This window comes from Labilithrix luteola (assembly GCF_001263205.1).
Taxonomy (GTDB): Bacteria; Myxococcota_A; Polyangia; order Polyangiales; family Polyangiaceae; genus Labilithrix; species Labilithrix luteola.
In genome coordinates, this window is record NZ_CP012333.1 from 1831206 (window position 1) to 1851517 (window position 20312).

Annotated in this window: 19 protein-coding genes; 8 read left to right on the top strand and 11 right to left on the bottom strand. The window is 65.5% G+C overall.

The window, feature by feature from the left end:
* Window positions 1–20 precede the first annotated feature (20 nt).
* From AKJ09_RS08305 to AKJ09_RS08320, 4 genes are all read right to left on the bottom strand, one after another.
* Complete coding sequence (locus tag AKJ09_RS08305; RefSeq protein ID WP_146646649.1) at window positions 21–725, bottom strand: outer membrane protein; 705 nt, start codon at window positions 723–725, stop codon at window positions 21–23.
* 31 nt (window positions 726–756) lie between these two features.
* Window positions 757–1596, bottom strand: a complete 840-nt coding sequence (locus AKJ09_RS08310; protein ID WP_146646650.1) for a GGDEF domain-containing protein — start codon at window positions 1594–1596, stop codon at window positions 757–759.
* 379 nt (window positions 1597–1975) lie between these two features.
* Window positions 1976–3133, bottom strand: a complete 1158-nt coding sequence (locus tag AKJ09_RS08315; RefSeq protein WP_240488419.1) for a metallophosphoesterase — start codon at window positions 3131–3133, stop codon at window positions 1976–1978.
* 114 nt (window positions 3134–3247) lie between these two features.
* Window positions 3248–3664 (bottom strand): EVE domain-containing protein, encoded by a 417-nt coding sequence (locus tag AKJ09_RS08320; protein ID WP_205633642.1) that lies wholly within the window; start codon window positions 3662–3664, stop codon window positions 3248–3250.
* Window positions 3665–3728: 64 nt separating this feature from the next.
* Between AKJ09_RS08320 and AKJ09_RS08325 the strand changes: the two genes are divergently transcribed.
* Window positions 3729–4343 (top strand): deoxynucleoside kinase, encoded by a 615-nt coding sequence (locus AKJ09_RS08325; protein WP_240488420.1) that lies wholly within the window; start codon window positions 3729–3731, stop codon window positions 4341–4343.
* A 117-nt stretch (window positions 4344–4460) separates the two neighbouring features.
* Window positions 4461–4778 carry a hypothetical protein gene (locus AKJ09_RS08330; protein ID WP_146646654.1) on the top strand — a complete coding sequence of 106 codons (318 nt, stop codon included), beginning with the start codon at window positions 4461–4463 and terminating at the stop codon, window positions 4776–4778.
* A gap of 102 nt (window positions 4779–4880) precedes the next feature.
* Here AKJ09_RS08330 and ku read toward each other — a convergent pair whose 3' ends face one another.
* The gene (ku, locus tag AKJ09_RS08335) at window positions 4881–5789 is read right to left on the bottom strand and encodes a non-homologous end joining protein Ku (RefSeq protein ID WP_146646655.1); all 909 of its coding nucleotides are present in this window, start codon (window positions 5787–5789) and stop codon (window positions 4881–4883) included.
* Window positions 5790–6187: 398 nt separating this feature from the next.
* Between ku and AKJ09_RS08340 the strand changes: the two genes are divergently transcribed.
* From AKJ09_RS08340 to AKJ09_RS08350, 3 genes are all read left to right on the top strand, one after another.
* The gene (locus tag AKJ09_RS08340; RefSeq protein ID WP_146646656.1) at window positions 6188–6550 is read left to right on the top strand and encodes a response regulator; all 363 of its coding nucleotides are present in this window, start codon (window positions 6188–6190) and stop codon (window positions 6548–6550) included.
* A gap of 71 nt (window positions 6551–6621) precedes the next feature.
* The gene (locus AKJ09_RS08345; RefSeq protein WP_169927376.1) at window positions 6622–8223 is read left to right on the top strand and encodes an ATP-binding protein; all 1602 of its coding nucleotides are present in this window, start codon (window positions 6622–6624) and stop codon (window positions 8221–8223) included.
* Window positions 8130–11900: an ATP-binding protein gene (locus tag AKJ09_RS08350; RefSeq protein ID WP_240488939.1), complete on the top strand. Its 3771-nt coding sequence runs from the start codon at window positions 8130–8132 to the stop codon at window positions 11898–11900. The genes AKJ09_RS08345 and AKJ09_RS08350 overlap by 94 nt, the downstream gene beginning before the upstream one ends.
* 25 nt (window positions 11901–11925) lie before the next feature.
* Here AKJ09_RS08350 and AKJ09_RS08355 read toward each other — a convergent pair whose 3' ends face one another.
* A complete protein-coding gene (locus AKJ09_RS08355; RefSeq protein ID WP_146646659.1) occupies window positions 11926–13383 on the bottom strand; it encodes a serine/threonine protein kinase in 1458 nt (485 codons plus the stop codon).
* A gap of 120 nt (window positions 13384–13503) precedes the next feature.
* Between AKJ09_RS08355 and AKJ09_RS08360 the strand changes: the two genes are divergently transcribed.
* Window positions 13504–14466 carry a tetratricopeptide repeat protein gene (locus AKJ09_RS08360; protein ID WP_146646660.1) on the top strand — a complete coding sequence of 321 codons (963 nt, stop codon included), beginning with the start codon at window positions 13504–13506 and terminating at the stop codon, window positions 14464–14466.
* On the opposite strand, the gene AKJ09_RS08365 is transcribed toward AKJ09_RS08360, so the two are convergent.
* From AKJ09_RS08365 to AKJ09_RS08375, 3 genes are all read right to left on the bottom strand, one after another.
* Window positions 14454–15149 (bottom strand): hypothetical protein, encoded by a 696-nt coding sequence (locus tag AKJ09_RS08365; RefSeq protein ID WP_146646661.1) that lies wholly within the window; start codon window positions 15147–15149, stop codon window positions 14454–14456. The genes AKJ09_RS08360 and AKJ09_RS08365 overlap by 13 nt on opposite strands.
* 94 nt (window positions 15150–15243) lie before the next feature.
* Window positions 15244–15609, bottom strand: coding sequence for a hypothetical protein (locus AKJ09_RS08370; RefSeq protein WP_146646662.1), 366 nt, complete (start codon window positions 15607–15609; stop codon window positions 15244–15246).
* Window positions 15606–15812: a hypothetical protein gene (locus tag AKJ09_RS08375; protein ID WP_146646663.1), complete on the bottom strand. Its 207-nt coding sequence runs from the start codon at window positions 15810–15812 to the stop codon at window positions 15606–15608. Before AKJ09_RS08375 ends, AKJ09_RS08370 begins: the two co-directional genes overlap by 4 nt.
* 232 nt (window positions 15813–16044) lie before the next feature.
* On the opposite strand from AKJ09_RS08375, the gene AKJ09_RS08380 reads away from it, so the two are divergent.
* Complete coding sequence (locus AKJ09_RS08380; protein ID WP_146646664.1) at window positions 16045–16770, top strand: hypothetical protein; 726 nt, start codon at window positions 16045–16047, stop codon at window positions 16768–16770.
* A gap of 10 nt (window positions 16771–16780) precedes the next feature.
* Window positions 16781–18244, top strand: a complete 1464-nt coding sequence (locus AKJ09_RS08385; RefSeq protein ID WP_146646665.1) for an FG-GAP repeat domain-containing protein — start codon at window positions 16781–16783, stop codon at window positions 18242–18244.
* A gap of 91 nt (window positions 18245–18335) precedes the next feature.
* Here the strand turns inward: AKJ09_RS08385 and AKJ09_RS08390 are convergent, their stop codons facing one another.
* A complete protein-coding gene (locus AKJ09_RS08390; RefSeq protein ID WP_146646666.1) occupies window positions 18336–18761 on the bottom strand; it encodes a hypothetical protein in 426 nt (141 codons plus the stop codon).
* Window positions 18762–18783: 22 nt separating this feature from the next.
* Window positions 18784–20214, bottom strand: a complete 1431-nt coding sequence (locus tag AKJ09_RS08395; RefSeq protein ID WP_169927377.1) for an SMI1/KNR4 family protein — start codon at window positions 20212–20214, stop codon at window positions 18784–18786.
* Window positions 20215–20312 lie beyond the last annotated feature (98 nt).

Genomic DNA, 20312 nt, shown 5'->3' on the forward strand with positions numbered 1-20312 from the left:
CGTGGGGGGCTCCACGAGGTTCAGAACGCCGCCGCGAACGTCGGACCGAACACCACCGCGTTGAAGTCGCTGCCGGAAATGCCCTGGTAGTACGCCTCGGCACCGATGGCGAAACGCGGATCGATGTAGACCATGAGGCCGCCGCCGGCGAGGTAGGCAGCGCCGTTGGTCGAAGGGTCGCTCACGTGGCCGTAACCGATGCCTCCTTCGATGAACGGTGCCCAGCGATCGATCGGCAAGAGGACCTTGAGCGAAGGCATGACCGCGAGCGCGGTGCGGTCGAAGAAGTAGCCCGCGAAGCGTCCGCTCGGCACGAGGATGACCGAGCCCGTGTCGAACCCGTAGCCCACGCGAACGCCGAGGCTGAAGCCCGCCTCGCCGTTCACGATGACCACGCCCGGGGCAACACTGGCTTGAAATCCGGTATTGCCGCGCGCGACGAGCATCCGCCCCTCGGGCTCTTCGACGACCGGCGCGCGCATCGCCGTTCCTTCGACGACGGGCGGCGGCTGAGCTGCAGTCGTCGCGGCGCTCGTCGTGGTCGTCGTTCCCGCCTCTCCCGGCGCCTGCTGCGTCGACGACGGAACACGACCCGATGGGTTGCTCGGAGACGGCGTCGCCGGCTGAACCGGTGGCGGCGACTGCTGCGCCGCCGAAACGGACGACACGCTCATCACGACCGAGGCGGCCGTGAGCGCAAACCAGCTCGTGCTCGAACTTCGCATCGCGTCCCACGACGATGCGAGAAGAAGGCCACTAGCCCGTCACGGACGCCGCGCGCGCTCGCTTGTCGCGGTACATCTTCGCGTCCGCACGTTCGAGCAGCGAATCGGCCGTATCCCCCGGAATGGGCATTTCGACGCCCGCCGAGAACGACGTTCCGAAGCGCGCCGTGCACGATTCGAAGCGCTCGCGAAGGCGCGTGACCGCCGCGATCGCCTCGGCCTCACTCACGTCGAGGAGCAAGAGTGCGAACTCGTCGCCGCCAATGCGCGCGATGACGTCGCCGTGCCTCAACGTGACGCGCGCCGAGCGCGCCAGCATGCGCAGCACTTCGTCACCGCACGCGTGGCCATGGAGATCGTTGGCGCGCTTGAAGCCATCGAGGTCGATGAACACCACGGCCGCGCTACGTCGCTTCCGCTGACGGAGCTCGTGACGCACCAGGCTCATGAAGTGTGCACGCTGCGGAAGCCCCGTGACCTCGTCGGCGCTCGCCTCGTCCAGTGCGCGCTTGATGAGCGACGGCGTGACCACGATGGGCCGGCTGTCTCGGCGTTGAATCCCTGCCGTACGCGGCGGATGCATCGTCAAAAGGTCGAGCGCCGCAACGCGAACGTGGACCGAACGTCCCACCATCTTCGAGAGGCGACGACGATGTGCGAGGACGCGGCGGAGGAGCGACTTCGCCTGGTTCTCGTCCATCTCCTCCATACCGAGCATGCGCCGGAGGACCTCGGCGTATGGCGTCGCTGTCACGGCTGCGAATTTCGTAACGAGGGCATCGATCTCTTCGTCCGAACGAACCCGCTCGAAGAAATCGTTTCGGATGAGCTGCCGTGCCTCTTCGGCGTCGGGCGCCTGGCGTTGCTGCATGGGATCGTAGTGCGCGCGCGAAAATAGCCCTCGCAGGCCGAATCCCGACCGGCGGGGAGTCGAACGGTACGTTCGTCCCTGTGCGGGTCGTCCACGACGACGCCCGCTACGAGTTGTCGAGACCTCGGCCTTTCGAGTCACGCACGCGCCTCCGGTTCGAGACAAAATGCACGCGGTGTGCCCGGAATATTCCGCTTGCGCGTCGTTCACGGAGTGAAGGTAGGCATTCGATCCTCTCGGCAAGATCGAAGTGGGTGCGCGGGCAGCGCACACAGCCTCCGTGTGGCGAGGCTGCGAAGCGCGCCGCGCACGCCACAAGAATCGAAGGCTAGTCGTCTACGCGCTTACGCACCTACGCGCCTGCGCGAATCACGTCGCCTCACGAGCGCGCGACGATCTCGATCTCGGTGATCTCCGCAGGTGCTCCGACGCGCATCGGCGGGCCCCAATAGCCGGTCCCCCGACTCACGTAGATTTGCGCTCTCTCGAGCGCGTGGAGTCCGGCGACGAACGGCTGCTGGAGCCGCACGAGGAAGTTCCAAGGAAAGAGCTGGCCGCCGTGCGTGTGCCCCGAGAGCTGCAAGTCGACACCGAGCTGCGCCGCTCGCTCGATCGCCTTCGGTTGGTGAGCGAGGAGAACGACCGGTCGAGCCGGGTCACGCCCGGCGAGGGCAGTGTCGATATCCGCCCCGTGACCGCGCACGGAGCCTCGCGACGAAACGTCGTCGATGCCGGCGATGTCGATGCCGTGCTCGCCGCCGACACGAACGCGCTCGTTGCGAAGCACGCGGATGCCGAGCTCACGGAGGTGAGCAATCCACGCGTCGGCCCCCGAGTAGTATTCGTGATTCCCCGTGACGAAGAAGACGCCGTCTTTGGCACGAATGTTCGCGAGCGGCGCAACGTGTTCGCGGAGGTCGTCGACCGAACCGTCGACGAGGTCTCCGGTGATGGCGACGGCGTCGGGCTCGAGCGCGTTGATGGTGGCCACGACCTTCTCGACGAATGCGCGACCGATCGTGGGGCCCACGTGCACGTCGGTGATCTGGACGATGCGATAGTTCGGGCGCGCCTTGGAGAACTTGTCGAGCGCCACGCGCACGCGCGAAACGGCCACGTCCGAGATGACGCTCACCACGCCCGCGCCGGCCATTCCGAGGCCCGTCGCAGCGGCGATACCGCCGAAGATGCGAGCGAAGGCCTGGCGTCGTTCGGGATCGACGGGCCCGTCACCACGCGACGAACGAAGTGCCATGAGCTGCAACACACTCGTCACACCGAGCGACACGACCAGGAAGAAGAAGACGCCGAGCCACGTGAATCCCAACCAGGCGAGCGGTGCGGACGCGCTACGTGGCAGAAGCCGCACGGAGAAGAACGCCGAGAGGAGCAGCCCATAAAGCGCGACGATGCCGAACTTCGAGACGCGCGCCCAAGCCGGCGCCAGCGCCGTATCGCGTACGAGCTTGGCCCAGATCAAATAGTGCCCCGCACCGAGCAGGAGGGGCGCAATCGCGAAGATTCCGATGTAACGCACCAGTTGGCTCCTGCCGAAGCGAGGCGTTCGAGGCCTATCGAGTTTCGATGTCCGACCGGGCCTCGACGTTTTGCGTCTCGGACGTCTCGAGCCCGGGCGAGAGAACGCGCTGACCTAGGCTTTCGTTCCCGCGAGCGCGAGCACCGTCTTGAACTCCTCGGCCGTGACCGGGACGACGGAAATGCGCGAGCGCTTGACGAGGTTCATCTTCGACAGCAGCGGGTGAGCCTTGACCTGCGCGAGCGTGACCGGCTTCTTGAGGGGCTTTACCGGCTCCACGTCGACGGCGCTCCAGTCTTCGTCGGTCTTCGGATCCTGGTAGGCTGTGCGCGCGACCTTGGCGACCCCGACGATCTCCTTGCCCTCGTTCGAGTGGTAGTAGAGCAAAAGGTCGCCCTTCTTCATGGCGCGGAGGTTGTTGCGCGCCTCGTAGTTGCGGACGCCGTCCCACATCGTTCGGCCGTCGGCCACGAGCTGATCCCAGGGGTAGACCGAGGGCTCGCTCTTGATGAGAAAGTGCTCTTTCGCCACGGCGGGAGCCTTAGCACGACGCGCAATCGCCGTCTCCGAGGCGGCTTCGTGTATAGAAAGGATTGTGAAGAGGTACGTCGCCGTCGCGGGAACCATCGGCGCTGGGAAGACGTCTCTCGTGGCGTGGCTCGTGAAGCGCTACGGGCTCGCGCCGTTCTTCGAACCGAACGACGACAATCCGTATCTCGAAGACTTCTATCGAGACATGAAGACCTGGGCGTTTCACTCGCAGGTCTTCTTTCTCTCGCACAAGTTGAAGCTCCATCAGGAGCTCCTCTCGTCGAACAAGCCCGCCGTCATCGACCGCACGATCTACGAAGACGCGGAGATCTTCGCGCGCAGCCTGAAGAACCAGAAGCACATCACCCCGCGCGACTGGGCCGTCTACGACCGGCTCTATCAGGGCATCAAGAAGACGCTGCGCCCACCGGACGTGCTCGTTGCCCTCACGTGCAGCTTGGGCGCCACGAAGAAGCGCATCGCCCGCCGCGGACGCGCGATGGAGAGCGACATCCCGGATGCCTATCTCCGGCGACTGCACCGCCTTTACGAGGACTGGTTCGACAGCTACGACCTCGGGCCCATCGTGCGCATCGACACCACGAAGCTCGATTACGTCGAAGACCTCGTCGATCTCATCGAGCTCCAGCAAACGCTCGACAAGGCGCTGGACAAGTGAGCACCGCCCGGGGCTACGTGCCTAGCTGCCGCGGGAATTTTGCTCAGCGAGGGCAATTGGTAAAAACGGGGCCGCGCACGCTTGGCCTTCCGGCGACGACCGTTCCATAATTGCGGGATGAACCCCGTGGACGTCACCGCCACCACGACCGAGCTGGACGAGGAGTCCGTCCTGCGTCGTGTGCGCGCGAATGCCCTGGCCAGGGGCTATCGCGCAGCGGCGCGGCGAGCACTCGTGTTCGCGCGGCAGTATCGCGCCGAAGAGAAGGCGCCCGGCGGCGACCGTGAGCGCGCGTGCATCGAACAGGCTCGTGCCTGGCGCTCGGCAGCTCATGCCGTGCACATCACGCAGGCGCGCATCGCCGCCGACCGCCCTGGCCTCGCCCGTGCGCGCCGCACGGAAGCCACGACGAAGAAGATCGCCAAGAGCGGCTGATTCGCCCCCGATTCGAAGAAGGCCGCGCGCCGTGCGCCCGACCTTCCGCGGAGAGTGCACGTCAAAGCGGGCAGGTTCGAAACGACCTGCCCGCTTCGTTCGTCAGCCGGCGCTCTTCTTCTTGCGCTCGGTCTTCTCGGTGTCCTTGCGCGGCTCGGCCTTCTTCGGTCCCTTCGCGACGACCGCAGGAGCGCGCTCCGACGCCGGCGCTTCGGCCTTCGGCGCCGAGGCGGGCGCAGCCGGGGCCGCAGCGACGCTTCGCTTGAGGGCCTCGAGGAGGTCGATGATCTGCGCCTTCGGTGCCTCGGGCGCAGTGAGCACCTCTTCGCCGGCGATCTTCTTTTCGACGGCCTCGCGGACCTTGTCCGCCCAGGCGTCGCGGAAACGCTCCGGCTCGAACTTGTCGCGATCGAGCTGCTGAATCAGCTTGTCGGCGAGCTCGAGTTCGATGGGTTTGAACTCGAACGCGCCGCCGGTCTCGACGTCGTCGAACGAGCGGACTTCGTCGGAGTAGAAGCACTCGTGCAGAATGAGGCCCTTCTTGTAGGGGCGCACGAGCACGAGATTGTCCTTCCCGCGCTGCGCGAAGCGGCCGACGGCAACGCGCTTTGCCCTCTCGAGCGACTCGGAGAGGAGCCGGTACGCGCGCTCGCCGCCCTTGTCGGGGCCGAGGAACTGCGTCTTCTCGATGTAGAGAAAGTCGACCGTGTCGGCCGGGACGAACTCGACGAGCTCGAGGGTGTCGGTACGTGCCGCCTCGAGAGCCTTGAGCTCCTCGTCGGTAAACTTCACGTACTGATCGCGCGCGTACTCGAACCCTTTGATGGTGTCCGATCGCTCGACGACGGTGTTCTCCGTTGCGCAGAGAAGCTGCTGCTTCAGACGACTTCCGCATGTCTTGTGCAGCATGTTGAAGCTGACCGACTTTGCCGAAGTTGCCGTGTAGAGCTTGATGGGGATCGAGACGAGGCCGAAGGAGATCGTCCCAGAACCAACCGAGCGGGCCGCCATGATGGGAGGGATCGTAATCGGTCGCCGTGCAGAGGTCGAAAAAGGGTGATCGCCTTTTACGCGGACGAAGGCTCCGCGCACCTCGTCCTCGTTTGGCGGCGTGGCAAAAATGCTTACGATGACCGCGAGTTCCGTGTGCGCCACGACGCCCCACTCCGTCCACCTCGTCTCGTCGGTGGAAGTAGCCGCGCTTCGACGACACTGGACACGTCGTGTGGCCGAACTTCCCTGATTGACGGGAACGACGTCGTGACGTGCTTAAATAGCCTCGTCGGCACAGGGCGCGGCCGATCTCGCCCGTCGAGCGAGCTCGGGCACCCGCGCTCTCTCTGCCTTCTCCGACGTCGTCTTCGTCGGCCTGACGCCTGCACCTTGCAACACGAACGGGATCCAGACGAATGCGACGGAGCCGCATCTTGGTGGTCGAAGACGACGAGGGCGTTCGTGAAGCCCTCAGCCTCATCCTCGACATCGAAGGTTACGAGGCCATTGCCGCGTCGAACGGTGCGGAAGCGCTTCGGCTACTCGAGACCATCGAGCCGCCTTGCCTCATCCTGCTCGACCTAATGATGCCCATCATGGACGGCTGGACGCTCGCGGCCCAGCTCGAGAAAGACGCCCGGCTCTCCTCGATCCCCATCGTCTTTCTCACGGCCTTCGCCGAGCGCGCCACACCGCTCAGCAAGAGCCACCGCGTGATTCGTAAGCCTGTCGACACTCACCTTTTGATGACCATCGTCCAGCAGCACTGCAGGTCATGAGCATCGAGGAGCTGCGCCACCGTCTCGGCCCCGCTTCCGGCCGACCCTTGAGTCGGTACCTCGGAAGGCCGATGAAGACGGAGCAGTTTCTGACTCTCGCGCTGGCGATCACGAAGGCGATCGCCGACGTGCACGGTCAGAACCTCGTGCATCGCAACCTGATGCCCGAGAACATCTTGGTGAACCCCGAGAATCTCGAGATCACCATCGAAGGTCTGAGCCCCACCTCGCGACTCTTGCGTGAAGCCCAGGAGGCAAGACCGGCACATCTCATCGAAGGTTCACTTCCGCATCTTTCGCCCGAGCAGACAGGGCGAATGAATTGCGCCGTCGACAGCCGGAGCGACCTCTACTCGCTGGGCGTCATCTTCTACGAGATGCTCACGGGGCACCTGCCGTTCGAGGCAAACGATCCGCTCGAATGGGTGCACTTGCACCTCGCCCGCGTCCCCGTCTCGCCGTCGGCCGTCGTGCGACGCGTTCCCGAGGTGCTCGGACAAATCGTCTCCAAGCTCCTCGCGAAGACCCCGGAGGAGCGATACCAGACAGCACGCGCGCTCGAACGCGATCTGCGCCGCGCGCTCGTCGAGTGGAAGAGCGACGGCAAGATCACGCCCTTCCGTCTCGCGGAACGTGACGTGTCCGATCAGCTGCAGGTGCCCAAGGCGCTCTATGGCCGGAGCAAGCAGGTCGCCGAGCTGCTCGCGGCCTTCGACCGCGTGGCTTCGACCGGGGCGTCGGAGCTGGTGCTGGTCAGCGGGCCGCCGGGCATCGGCAAGACGGCGCTCGTCCAGGAGCTCCACAAGCCCATCGTGGCGAGGCGCTCCTTCTTCCTCACGGGCAAGTTCGAACCGCTCACGCGGGACACGCCCTACTCCGTCTTCGTTCAGGCCTTTCGACGCCTCGTGTTGGAGGTTCTCTCGCAGAGCGAAGCGAGCGTCGCGGAGTGGCGCTCACGGCTCGTCAGCGCGCTGCGCGGCAACGGCCAGCTGATTCTCGACGTCATCCCCGAGGTCGCGCTCCTCATGGGCAGCCAACCTCGCGTGCCGGAGTTGCCGGCGGTCGAGGCCCAGAATCGCTTCCAGATCGCCTTCCGCCAGTTCATCGGGGTCTTCGCGCGCGCCGACCACCCGCTCGCACTTTTCCTCGACGATCTCCAATGGGCCGACTCGGCGAGCCTCACGCTCCTCGACGAGTTCGTCACCCATCCCGACATCGAGCACGTCTTCGTCGCCGGCACCTATCGCAACAGCGAAGTGGGCACCTCGCATCCGCTCGCATCGATCAGCGACACGGCGCGCAAGGGCGGGGCGCGCATCACCGAGATCGCGCTTCCGCGGCTCTCGACCGACGATGTCACCGCACTCGTGGCCACCACGCTGCACTGCGGGCGTGAAGCGGCGGGCCCCTCGCCCGCCTGGTCCACGGACGAACGGACGGCAATCCGTTCTTCGTCCAGCAATTCCTCACGGCGCTCCACGAAGGAGGGCTCCTCACGTGGGACGGCTGCGATGCGTCGTGGCATTGGGACCTCGATAGGATTCGCGGTCAGGCCTATACGGACAACGTCGTGGCCTTCATGGTCGCCCAGCTCGAGCGCCTCCCCGCGGCGACGCAAAAGGCGCTCGAGGGGCTCGCCAGCCTGGGCATTCGAGCGACGGTGCCGACCTTGATGCTCGTCAGCGGCAAGCGCGAGCCCGAAATCCACGAAGCCCTTTGGGACGCGGTGCGCGCCAACCTGATCGTGCGCACGGAAGACGCCTACCAGTTCCTGCACGACCGCATTCGCGAAGCGGCCTATGCGCTCGTTCCCGAGTCCGAACGCCCGGGGGTCCACCTCGAGATCGGGCGCCGTCTGCTCGCCAAGCTCGAGCCAGCCGCCGTGGAGGAGCGCCTCTTCGAGGTCGTCACGCACTTCGGACGCGGCATTTCCGAAATCACCTCGCACGACGAAAAAGACGCCATCGCGCGTCTCGCCCTGCGCGCCGGGTCGAAGGCCAAGGCATCGGTCGCCTTCGAATCCGCGCGAACCTATCTCACGCACGCCCGGGACCTGCTTCCCGACGACGCCTGGTCGACACGCTACGACCTTGCGTTCCCCATCCATCGCGAATTGGCGGAGTGCGAATACCTCGTCGGCGACATCGCCGCCGCCGACGCCGTCATGGAAACGGTGCTCGCCTCCGCACGATCGCCGCTCGACCGCGTCGAGGTGTACCAGCTTCGACTCCAGATTCATCACATGGCCGGCCGCAACGGCGAGGCGATTCGGGCCGCGTACGAAGGCCTTCGGCTCTTCGGACTGGACCTCCCGGAAGACGACGAGGCCATTCGCCAGAAGACGCGCGCAAAAGCGAAGACGGTGCGCAGGCGCCTGGCGAACGTGTACGTGCCCGGACTCGCCAATTTGCCGGTCATCACCGACCCACAGCGCGTCGCGCTCGTCGGCCTGCTCGTGGATTCCATGCCGGCGTCGTTCATCAGCTACCAGGTGCTCTTCCCGCTCATCACGCTGGAAGCCATCGAGGCTTGCTTGGACCACGGCAACACGGCCGACTCCTGCGTGGTCTACAGCGGATATGCCATCTTGCTCGCATCGCTGCTCGAAGACATTCCTGCAGCCTATCGATTCTCCGAGCTGGCCCTGCATCTCGACGGCAAATTCGAGGAATCACGCCGAACGGGAATGACCCTGTTCGTCCACGGCGCGTTCGTCAATTCGTGGCGTCGCCATCTCGCCACCTCGACCGCGATTCTCGAGCGAGCCTTCGCAAGTGCGCTCGACGTCGGCGACTTCGTCCACGCCGGCCATGCCTGTTCGCTCATCGCCTGGAATGCCGTGGAGAGCGGCGCGCCGCTCGCTCAAGTCATCGATACGACATCTCGCTATTCCGCGTTCGCGATTCAGAGTCACAACGACGGCATTCTGGCGATGCTCCGACTCGTCAGCCGCTTCGCCGCCTGCCTCGAGGGACAGACGCACGGCCGCTCCAACTTCGACGACGCAACGTTCTCGGAAGCGGACTACCTCGACCGCTTCAAGCGCGCCAACAACGCACTTGCGCAGGGCTTCCTGCACGTCTCCAAGCAGATCGTCCATTTCCTTCATTCGGAATTCGAAGAAGCGCTCGAACACGCCGAACGTGCCGCCGCCCAGTTGGGTGGCGTGATGTCGACGATGCTCGAGGCCACGCACTATTTCTATCTCGGCTTGACGCTGACGGCCCTGTACGAAACGGCCTCGCAAGAACGCAAACGCGCGTTCGACGGCCGGCTCGTGAAGATCCTGGCGAAGCTGGAGAAGTGGGCCGAGAACGGTCCGGAGAATCACGCAAATCGGTATTTGCTCCTCTCCGCCGAAGTCGCTCGCATTCGCGGAGACGATCCCCAGGCGATGCGCCTCTACCGAGACGCGATTCGGTCTGCGCGAGACAATGGGTTCATCCAGAACGAGGCCGTCGCCTACGAGCTAGGCTCGCGCTTCCATGCCTCGCGCGGGTTCGACGACTTCGCCGAAACCTACTTTCGCGGCGCGCGTGCTCGCTATGCGCGCTGGGGGGCGAAAGCCAAAGTTGCCGAGCTCGATCAGAAGCCTATCGCCGGCTCTGCAGCGCTCTCGTCTCCGGCGTTCGACGCCCACCACGACCACCTCGATCTCCTCTCGGTCGTCAAAGCTTCGCAGAGGATCTCCGAGGAGATCCGAATCGACAAGCTCGCCGGAGAGCTCCTCGAAGTCGTTCTCGAGCTGAGTGGCGCACAACGGGCCCGCCTCCTGTTGGGTCGGGACGGGAGCCGGCAGATGTCGGTCGAGGCCACGGCGACGATGAGCGAACGGGGGATCCGCTCGGAGCTCGTCGCCTGTCGTCCGGCGGACGTCGAACGGAGCGTTCCCCTGTCCGTCGTCAACTACGTCCAGCGCACCAAGACCCGGGTGATCATCGACGACGCCTCCGCCGATGCCGGCCGATTCGCCAAAGACGAACACTTCACGAACACACGCGCTCGCTCGGTCCTCGCTCTTCCCATCCTCCGCCAGAGTGAGCTGATCGGCGTTCTCTATCTCGAGAACGAGCAACTCCCGCGAGCATTCTCGCGCGGGCAGCTGACCACGCTCGAATTGCTCGCTTCGCAGGCGGCGATCTCGCTCCAGAACGCACGCCTCTACGAGGCCGTGGAACGCGAGAACGTCGAGCGCAAGCAGGCCGAAGAGGCCCTGCGCGTCAGCCAAGAGCAGCTCCAGCTCATCATCGACAGCGCTCCAGCCGTCATCTTCGCGAAAGATCTCGACGGCCGTTACCTCTTCATCAACCGCCGCTTCGAAGAGCTCTTTCACGTCAGGAAAGACTTCCTCCTCGGCATGACCGACGGCGACATCCTTCCGCAAAACATCGCCGATTCCAACCAAGCGAACGACCGCGCCGTGCTCGAATCCGGAATTCCCACGGAGTGGGAAGAGGTCATTCCGCAAGACGACGGTCTGCACACGTACATCTCGCTGAAGTTCCCGCTCTTCACCGCCCGCGGCGAGCCCTACGCGGTTTGCGGAATCTCCACGGACATCACCGAACGAACCAAGGCCGAAGCCGAACGCGAGATCCTCCTCGCCCAGGAGCGCGCCGCGCGCCTCGAAGCGCAGAAGTCGGTCCAGATCCGCGACGACTTCATCTCCATCGCCTCCCACGAGCTCCGCACCCCCATCACGCCGCTGAAGATGTATTTGCAAGTCCTCAAGCGCGCGATGCTCGGCGTCACGCCCGAGTCCTTCCCGAAAGCCGCGTCACTCGTGAAGGCGCTCGAAAAGACCGATACCGAGTTGAAGCGACTCGAACGACTCATCGAAGACCTCCTGAATGTCACGCGTATTTCCGCCGGAAACCTCGATCTCGACCTCCAGGAGTTCGATCTCTCGCAGCTCGTGAGAGAAACACTCGAGCGTCACGAAGCCGAAGCTCGCAAGGCGAAATGCGAATTCCACGCCCACCTCGAGCCTGGCGTGACCGGCAAGTGGGACCGCATGCGCCTCGATCAGGTCGTCTCGAACCTGCTCACGAACGCCATCAAATACGGCGCAGGGAAGCCCATCGAAGTGACGGTCGAGAAGCTCGGCGACCACGCCCGACTCTCCGTCCGCGATCACGGCATCGGCATCGCGAAGGAAGCCCAGGCCGCCATCTTCGAACGGTTCGGCCGCGTCGCCCCCATCCAACACTACGGGGGCCTCGGCCTCGGCCTCTACATCTCTCACGAATTCGTCGCCGCCCACGGCGGCCACATCAGCGTCGAAAGCGCCCCCGGCCAAGGCTCGACGTTCTCCGTCGATCTGCCGCTCGAACCGCCAGCAAAGGGTTGATATCGCCGAGACGGTGGCGCCGTTCTCAGCGCCCCCAGTGTTTGCGTTTCTGAGCGGCGAGGTTGCCACGAGCGTGGGCACGCATGCGTTCGCGCCGGGCCTCCATTTCGGTGCGACGAGCGAGCTGGTCTTGCATCCAGTCATCGGCGTGTTCGGCGTCATCGAACGCGTCGTCGTCGTGCGGGGCGTCGATGCGGACACCGCCAGGCTCGCTCGCCACGCGGACACGCACGTCGGGCTCTTCTTCACCGGAGAGCCAGGCCGAGGCTCGACCGATTGCCCCTTGGGCCCGTCGCGCGGCGCGAACGCAGGCGGCGGCGGCACGGCGAAGGGCGGCGCCGAAGAGGAGCGAGAGCAGGATGAGGACGACGGGCGTGACCACCCCGACGGCGAGCCAAACGGCGGCGAGGGCGACGAGAAGGCCGAAGCGGGCGACGAGACGAGGAACGATCGGAACCGGGCGCTCGCGGCGTTCACGGCGGCGCTCACGACGTGCCGCGCGGTCGTCGCGCTTCTGACGCTTCTGTTCGTTTCGCTCTTCGCGGCGCTGCTGCTTTCGTTCCTTCTTGGTCCGCACACGCGGGGCCGGTCTCGATTCTTCGTGGAGAAGCTCGAGAGCGTCTTCGATCGTGTCGATGCGTCGATCGGGATCCGGAACGAGCATGGCGGAGAGCGCGCGAACGAGCCCGCGCGGCGTTCCTACGGGCACGCTGGCGAGCACGTCGATGCCGAGGCCTTCGTGAGGGAGGTTCTCGGGCTCTTCGCCGGTGAGCACCGAGAGCGCCGTCGCGGCGAGGCCGTACAGGTCCGACTTGGCGGAGGCGCGCCCTTGGAACTGCTCGGGCGCCATGAAGCCGAACGTTCCGACGACGGTGCTGCCGCCTTGCGGCTTCAAGCGATCACGTACCGCGCCGAAGTCGACGAGCGCATACGAGCCATCGGGGCGGCGAATGACATTTCCCGGTTTGACGTCGCGATGGACGATGAGTGGTGAGCGCCCGTGGAGGTAGCGGAGCGCGCCGCCGATGTCCTCGAGCATCCGCGTCACTTCCTCGTGGCTCGAGCGGCCGCGCGCACGGAGGTTGGAAAGGGTCTCGCCCTCGATCTTCTCCATGACGAGGTAGAGCGTGCCGTTCTCCTCGAAGTGCTCGATGTACTTCGGCAGGTTCGGGTGCTCGAGCGAGGCGAGCGTCTCCGCTTCGCGCTCGGCGAGCTCGACGTCTTTCCACGCCTTCGCCTTGTCGATGCGGAAGCACTTGATGGCCAGGCGACCGCGTGAGTCACGCGCCTCGCCCGTACGCGCCTGGTGGACGTAGCGCTCCCACTTGCCGACGAGGCCGCTCGGATCGCGAGCGTCGGTCTCGCGGGCGTCATGCCCCGTCTCCGCGGCTTCCCAGGTTTCCCCCTGCGAGCCTTCGCCGAGCTTGCGAAGGAGCTCGTAGCGTCCGCGCTTGAGCTTCGTCGGCTTCGTCGGCTCGGTCACGCGATCCTCGACGACGAGCTATAGCGCGCACGAGGTGGCGCGTCGATCGCCCGCGAAAGAACAGTCGAGATAGTTCTTGCGGTGGCGTCGCTCCCGCGGGCGCAAGTACCATCCTCGGCGATGTCGCTCGTGCACACGTTTCCGACCCTCGCGGGGCCCAACCGCTACCTCGTCACCCGGTCGGGTTCCAACGTACGGTCGCGCGTGGTGCCAGCGCTCGTGCTCCTGGGCGGGGTGCTCGGCGGTCCCTTCGTGGGCATCGTCGGCAGCATTCTCGGCGCCGCGCTCGAGCTCGACGCGCTCACGGCGCTCTCGCTCCTGCTCGGGTTCTTCGCCTTTCTCGGTTCGACGGTCCTCGCCTGGGTGTTCCTCCTCAAGGGCTCGAACGACCTCAAGGCGGCTTCCGAGCTGTGGCTGCGCGGCAACACGAGCGACGCGCTGCCCTTGTGTCACCGAACGCTCGGCCGCGTGTTCCGCGCCGACCTCCGCATGCGTGCGTTCTACATCCTTGGCCTCTGCGCCGAGGCGAACGGCGATTTCGCGGAGGCGGCCGATCTCTTCTCGATCGCGTACGAGTCCGTTCCTGCGATGGCCGCGCCGAAGTGGAAGCGACACGGTCAGTGCATGATCCTCTCGCATCGCGCGGTCGCTCTCGTGGCGCTGGGCCGCCTCGACGAGGCCGACATGATCGTCCGAAGCGCGTCGTCGCTCTTCCCGCCCGTCGCGACGAACGGAATCGTGGACGTGCTGACCGACGACGCGGGTTTCGGAGCCGTGGGTGTCAGCACGGCGCTCCGCGACCTCGAGCCGGGACGCGACCCGCGCGCGCTCCTCACGTTCGCCAGCGTGGTCGTGCTCTCCGTGCGCGGAATGGTGCGCGAAGCTCTCGAGCTCGCGGCCCGCGAGCAGTACGCCCTCGCGGCAGGTCTCTTGCCGCGCGAGAAAGCGCTACTCGCCGCGGTCGATGCACGAAGCCGTGGCCTCCTCATGGGAGGCCCCATGCGCTCGCCGGGAGCAGCGGTTGCGTACGATGCGTGGGCCGAGCGCGTGCTCGACGGGCTGTCACGTGGTCAGAACGTGTAGGTCCAGTCGTACGGGGTGCAGGCGTCCGCCGTCTGCTTGATACGCACGTAGAAATTGGCGGAGTCGTCGGTGGTCGTGAACCCGCCGCAACTCCACTTCGGCGTCGCCTCGCTCGGGCCTGTCGCGCAACAACCACTCATGCCGATGCTGCTCGTGGTTTCCACTCCACCGGTGCAGCCTTTGAAGTTCGTCGTCACCTTCGCGTCCTTGCACTTCAGGAAGACACAAAGCTCGATGCCACTCGTCGGCGTCTTGAAGTGCGCTTCGAGGATGCTGCCGAAGGTGTCGGTGACGCTGAGCGAATAGAAGTCCGTGTCGAGCACGCCATTGAGCACGCCCGTGACGGTCTTCGTCGTGTCGTCGGAGTCGGGGGTATCGCCGAGGGCCTTGGCGAGGGCTTCGGAGCCGCCGGGATCGTCCGTGTCGACGCACTCCTTTCCACCATCCGGGACGGGAAGATCCCCGCCGTCCGACGCGTCCGGCTTCGAGGCGTCTTTGCCGCCGCTGCTCGCATCGAGCGCATTGCCACCGGTATGCCCGTCCTCGCCATCCGTCTCGTCCGGCGGATAGCCCTCGGGATCCTGCCCGGAGGCATCACCGTTGTCGGTTCCGCAGCCAAGCCACACTCCCCCAGCGGCGAGGGCGAGGATCAACGGAAGGCGGTAGCGAAGAAAGGGGTGCATCGAGGAGAAGCATTCACCGAAGCTCATCCCAGTGCAATGTTCCGCTGCCATTGAGCGATTTTGAGACGCCCACGGCGCTCATTTTCGGGGCGTTCTAGCCACCGAAGGGCAACATGCGCTCCACGACCCAGGCACGAACCTGCTCGTAATCGAGCTCACGAAGCGCCACCCGTTCGAGGATGCCGGAGAGGTCAGTCTCGCTCGCCTCGAGCTTGAAACCCAGGGTTTTGGCGTGCCACTCGACGACCATGACGCTCATGGTCCGGAACCCGCCGAAGCAGCGCGGGTAGCGACCGAAGGCGAAAAGAAGGGCGGCGGGCACGTCGTAGACGTCGTCGGCAAGGTGATCCGCCTCGCGGAGCGCGAGCCTGAGGGCGGCCGAGCTGACCTTCTCGGGAAGATTCAGCGCGGGGGCGATGCGCGCGTAGGCCAACGTGATGGCCTCGGCCGACGGGATCATTCGACCCCCTTGGCGGCACCGGCGGCTCGCTTCTGGGCGCCCACGTCTTCGCCGTACGTCCGGTCGGCCTCGGCCAGGGCCTCGTAGGCACGCCGAGCGACGGTGGGGAGCGTGCGGAAGAACTGGAGCAGCTCTTCGGCGGCGCGCTCCGCCTCTTCGGGGCTCTCCTCTTCAGACGGGTTTGGAGAAGGAGGCGACGTCACACCCCCAGCCTACAAGCTTCCGCCGTTCGGCAAAAGCGCGCGGGCCGTCGCGCGACCTCCTCCGTGACGGATCGACCGCCTCACTGTCGATTTTCTGCGACCGCTCCGCTCTGGCCCTGTCTGGGCGACACAGGCCATGCAAAATCGTTCATCCGTTCTACTTTCGTTGGGACGCGGGGGATTCGTTGTCGCGCTCGCCGCCCTCACGGTTGCTGCATGCAGCTCAGGCTCCATGCCCTCGAGCCCGGAAATCGCCGCCACCGGGGACGGCGGCACCGACGGAAACGCAACGGGCGAAGAGGATGGACCGCGCGGCGACGAAACCGGCGAAACCGACGGAAGCGACGGAACGCCATCCGGGCAAGACGCGTCGACCGACCACGTGACGTCGCCGGGCGGGTGTACGACATGCCCGAAGGGCTGCTTCGATCTCGATAGCGATCCCAACAATTGCGGAAGCTGTGGCTTCGTTTGCAAGGCAACGGCATCGAACGCGACGGCCACCTGCGACAAGGGCCAATGCAAAGAAGTCTGTCCCCACGCCGGTGACTCCGTGTGCAACGGCGAGTGCGTCGACCTCCAAGCGGACCCCCTGCACTGCGGTACCTGCAACATCAATTGCACAGGCGGTGGAATGCCGGCTTGCGCGCAAGCCGTCTGCAACGCGGGAAAGTGCGCCCAGGTAACCAAGCCGGACGGGGCGCTATGCAGCGGTCCTCCGCCCGCCATCTCGCAGATGTGTCAGGGCGGGGCGTGTGTCGCCGCGAACGTCGACTGCGCTCCGGTGACGGGAGGTTACTCGGTCTCGTTGAACGGCAAGCCGCTCGGCTTGGAGCTCACGACTTGCGGGTGCCAAGGCACTTCGCTGATCGGCACACGAAAATCGGATGGCTCTGCGTACACCCTGAAATGCATCTTCTGCAGTGCGGCCCCCAACGGTCACTTCAAGTGCAACTGAGAGGCGCGCCATGAACCAGCCGAACAGCCTCCGTCCAATGCACCTTCTCACGACAACCGTCTTCGCCTTCACCGCCGCATCCTTTCTCGTGACGGCATGCTCGTCGAGCACTGGAAACACTGGAAACGGGACCCCAGGAGCACCGGCGGACCCCCAAGGTAGCGACGGAGGCAGCGACTCCGTCGGGCCCGGCGACGGACCGGGCGGCACCGACGGCACGCAATGTACGGCGGCGCTCGGGCCGGGATTCTCGGCGAAACCAAGGGCGTTCTCGATCCCTGCCACGCGCTGCCAATCGCCCTTCAACGCTCCAGCGGGAACGGGAGCACTCGGATGGTCGATGCTCGACCTCACGAGCGGAGAACATCCTGACCTCGTCGTGACCCACGATGCGTGCGATGCCGACGTCGGAGCCACGCGCTGGGACGTCTATCGCTGGAGCGTGAGCGGATTCCCGAGCAGCCCCGTCCCCTTCGCCATCCCTGCATCGCGGTGCAAGCAGCCTTTCGACGCGGTCGCTGCTGACCGCTCGTCGCTGCGCTGGGCCACGGTCGACCTCACGGGAGACGGGAACCTCGACCTCGTCGTCACCGAGGACGATTGCAACGCGGACGTCGGGAGGAAGTACTGGGACGTCTACCCGTGGAGCAGCGCAGGGTTCGCAATGGTGCCCACGCAATTCGAGATTCCCGCGGGGCGCTGCAACACCACCTTCGACGCGTTCGTGGGAACGCAGTCCGTGCGGTGGGCAACGACCGATATCACGGGAGACCGCCACCCGGACCTGATCGTCACGCAGGACAGCTGCGACGGAGACGTCGGCACGAGCCGCTGGGACGTCTACGCGTGGACGAGCGCAGGGTTCGCCAAGACTCCGTCGACGTTCACCGTGCCTCCTCCGCGTTGCCAGAAAAACTTCGATGCTCTCGCCGGCGCCGACCCACTCCGCTGGGTGGTTCAGGATCTCACGGGTGACGGCCACGCCGATCTCGTCGTCACCTACGATGATTGCGACAAGGACGTGGGAACCAGCCGATGGGACGTCCACGCCTGGAGCGCGAGCGGATTTGCGGTGCGCCCTTCGACGTTCTCGATCCCGGCCCCACGCTGCAACAAAGCCTTCGGAGCCGTTGCCGAGAGCGCGGGCAGCCTCTCGTGGACGACCATGGCGCTCACCGGCAAAAAGCAGCCGGACCTCGTGGTCACGTCGGATGCATGCGACGTGACCGTCGGAGCTTCACGGTGGGACGTCTATCGGTGGAGCAGCACCGGATTCGCACCGACGCCATCGAGCTTCGACATTCCGGCACCGCGATGCAACGCCAGCTTTTCGAAGGTCGCGTCCACGAGTCAGTCTTTGGCTTGGTCGACACTTGCATTGGTCGACACGTGCAAGGCTGCTCTCGTGGTCACGAAGGACACGTGCGATGCGACCGTCGGCACTAGCCGTTGGGACTACTACGCGCAGCCGTGACGAAGAACCGGACGGAGGCGCTGTCCGAGCGCGGGCTGCGCGGACACGCCTCCCTCCATCGAGAAACGACGAGCGAATGAAACGCCGCGGCTCAGCTCCGTCGGCGGCTCGATGCCTTCGCTGACGTGCGCGGGAGCGGCTCGTCCACTCCCGTAAGGTCGTTGAACAGACGGAGCTCGTTCTCCACCACGAACGAGAGGATCGCTTTCAGCGACCCCCTGATCTGGTCGACGGTGAGATCGAAGTAGACGAGCTCCTCGCCCCAGCGCTCGCGGATGATTGTCCGCACGACCTTGTCCGAAGCGTCTTCGACGTCGCCAGCGTGAAGCTTCTTCACGCGCGCCGCGAGCTCCCCCGAGCGGTCCTCCTCGATCGCCTGGAGCAGGAACTGCATTCGGTCCTCGGCATCCATCTTGACCGGATCGAAATCGACACCGGGTACGAGCTTCTTCAGGCTCGCGACGAGCGTTCGGACGGAAGGCTTCGGGTTCGCGACGGTCGATCGAAGGATGTACAAGATACGCCTCCGTGTTGTCGGATCAGACGATGCGGAAGAAGGCGGTCGGGCGGGAGAGGACGACGACGTCGCCGCGTACGTCGGCGATGCGCGACATGTGAGCGTTCTTCCCTGTCGGCGCCTGGGCCATGACCTTGCCCGTCATGGGATCGCAGACGGTGAGCGTTGTCCAGAGGAGGACGAGGAGGAGGCCGTCGTCGAGCACGCGAAGACCGATGATCTCCTCGGCGACGCGAAACGTCCGCAGCTTCTTGCCGCCGACGTCGAGGACATGCACCTTGCCGGACTCGAGCCCCACGAAGATCGACCGCCCATCGGCGGCGAAGTCGACCGCCTTGATCGGCTCACGAAACGACGTGGACCACACGAGCGAACGATCCGCGATCCGGGCCAAACAGAGCTTCCCTTCGTCGTCGCCCGAGACGAGCATGGTCCCGTCGGGACTGACGCGCGCCGAGCGGACCCACGCCTTGTGTGCCGCGAGAGTCGCGACGGGCTTTCCTTCGGGGAGGTCGTACGAGGGAGCCCAATCGCCCTTCTCATGGCGAGGGATGCCCTTGCCGCTCGCGAGGTCCCAAAACTCGACCTTGGGAGTCGTCGAGTACGTGATCGCCAAGGAGCCCCCGGCGGCCAGGAGGATGGCGGCCCAGTGACCGATGTTCTTCGCCTGGAAGCGTGCAAGGAGCTTCCCGGACACGCCGTCGGCGAGTGACATCTGCCCGAAGTTCGCGCGCACGATACGACGGCTCGCGGATTCGAACGCCATGTCGTAGGCGCCGCCCGGAATTTCCGCTTTCTCTGCCAGCGTCTCGAGGTCGACGATGGAGGCCCGATTGTTGTTGCCCACCGCGATCCGCCCTTCCTCGAGGAGGCACACGCAGTCACCCGCGAGACGGGCGCCCGTGGCCTTCGCGAGCGGCACGAGCTTCGAAGGCAAAGACGGCCTCGTGCCGAAGGACAGCCCCTGGCCACGTTCCTTCTCGAGCGCCCGCTTCTGCGTCTGCGCCTTCCCGAGCTCGCGAACGACGCTCTTCTCGAGATACGCCGAGAGCGTCGGCGCAAGTGCGCGCGTCGCCCGCGCCTCGTGATCCCAATCCAAGATCCTCCCGCTATCGCGATCGAAACACGAGAAGTTCCCCGCACCATCGGTCGCGATCGGGAAGAGGCTCTCCGGGACGCCGAACTCCCGATTCTGCCGGCAGGACGTCACCGCATCGCCGACGTCGAGCCACTCGAGGGCGGTGCCTTGGATGACAGAGCCGAGATTGCCGGCAACTCCGTAAAGGGCGCGCAGATCGGCCGGCACCCCGCCCAGCGCGACCGCGACGGCATCGAGCTCGGCGCGCGTCGCAGGCCGCTTTTTTCCACTGGTGAGCTCTACGAGACGTTCGAGTGTAGCGGCGAGCGAAGGCGCCTTCTTGGTCGCGCCGGCGGACTTCTTCGTGGTTGCCACGGTCTCTCCTTGTCGATGGACGCGGAAAACGCGCCTTTCCTCCCTTTCGACAAGTGCGCCCGTCTTCCGTCGCATACAAAATGCGCGGGGCCGTTCGA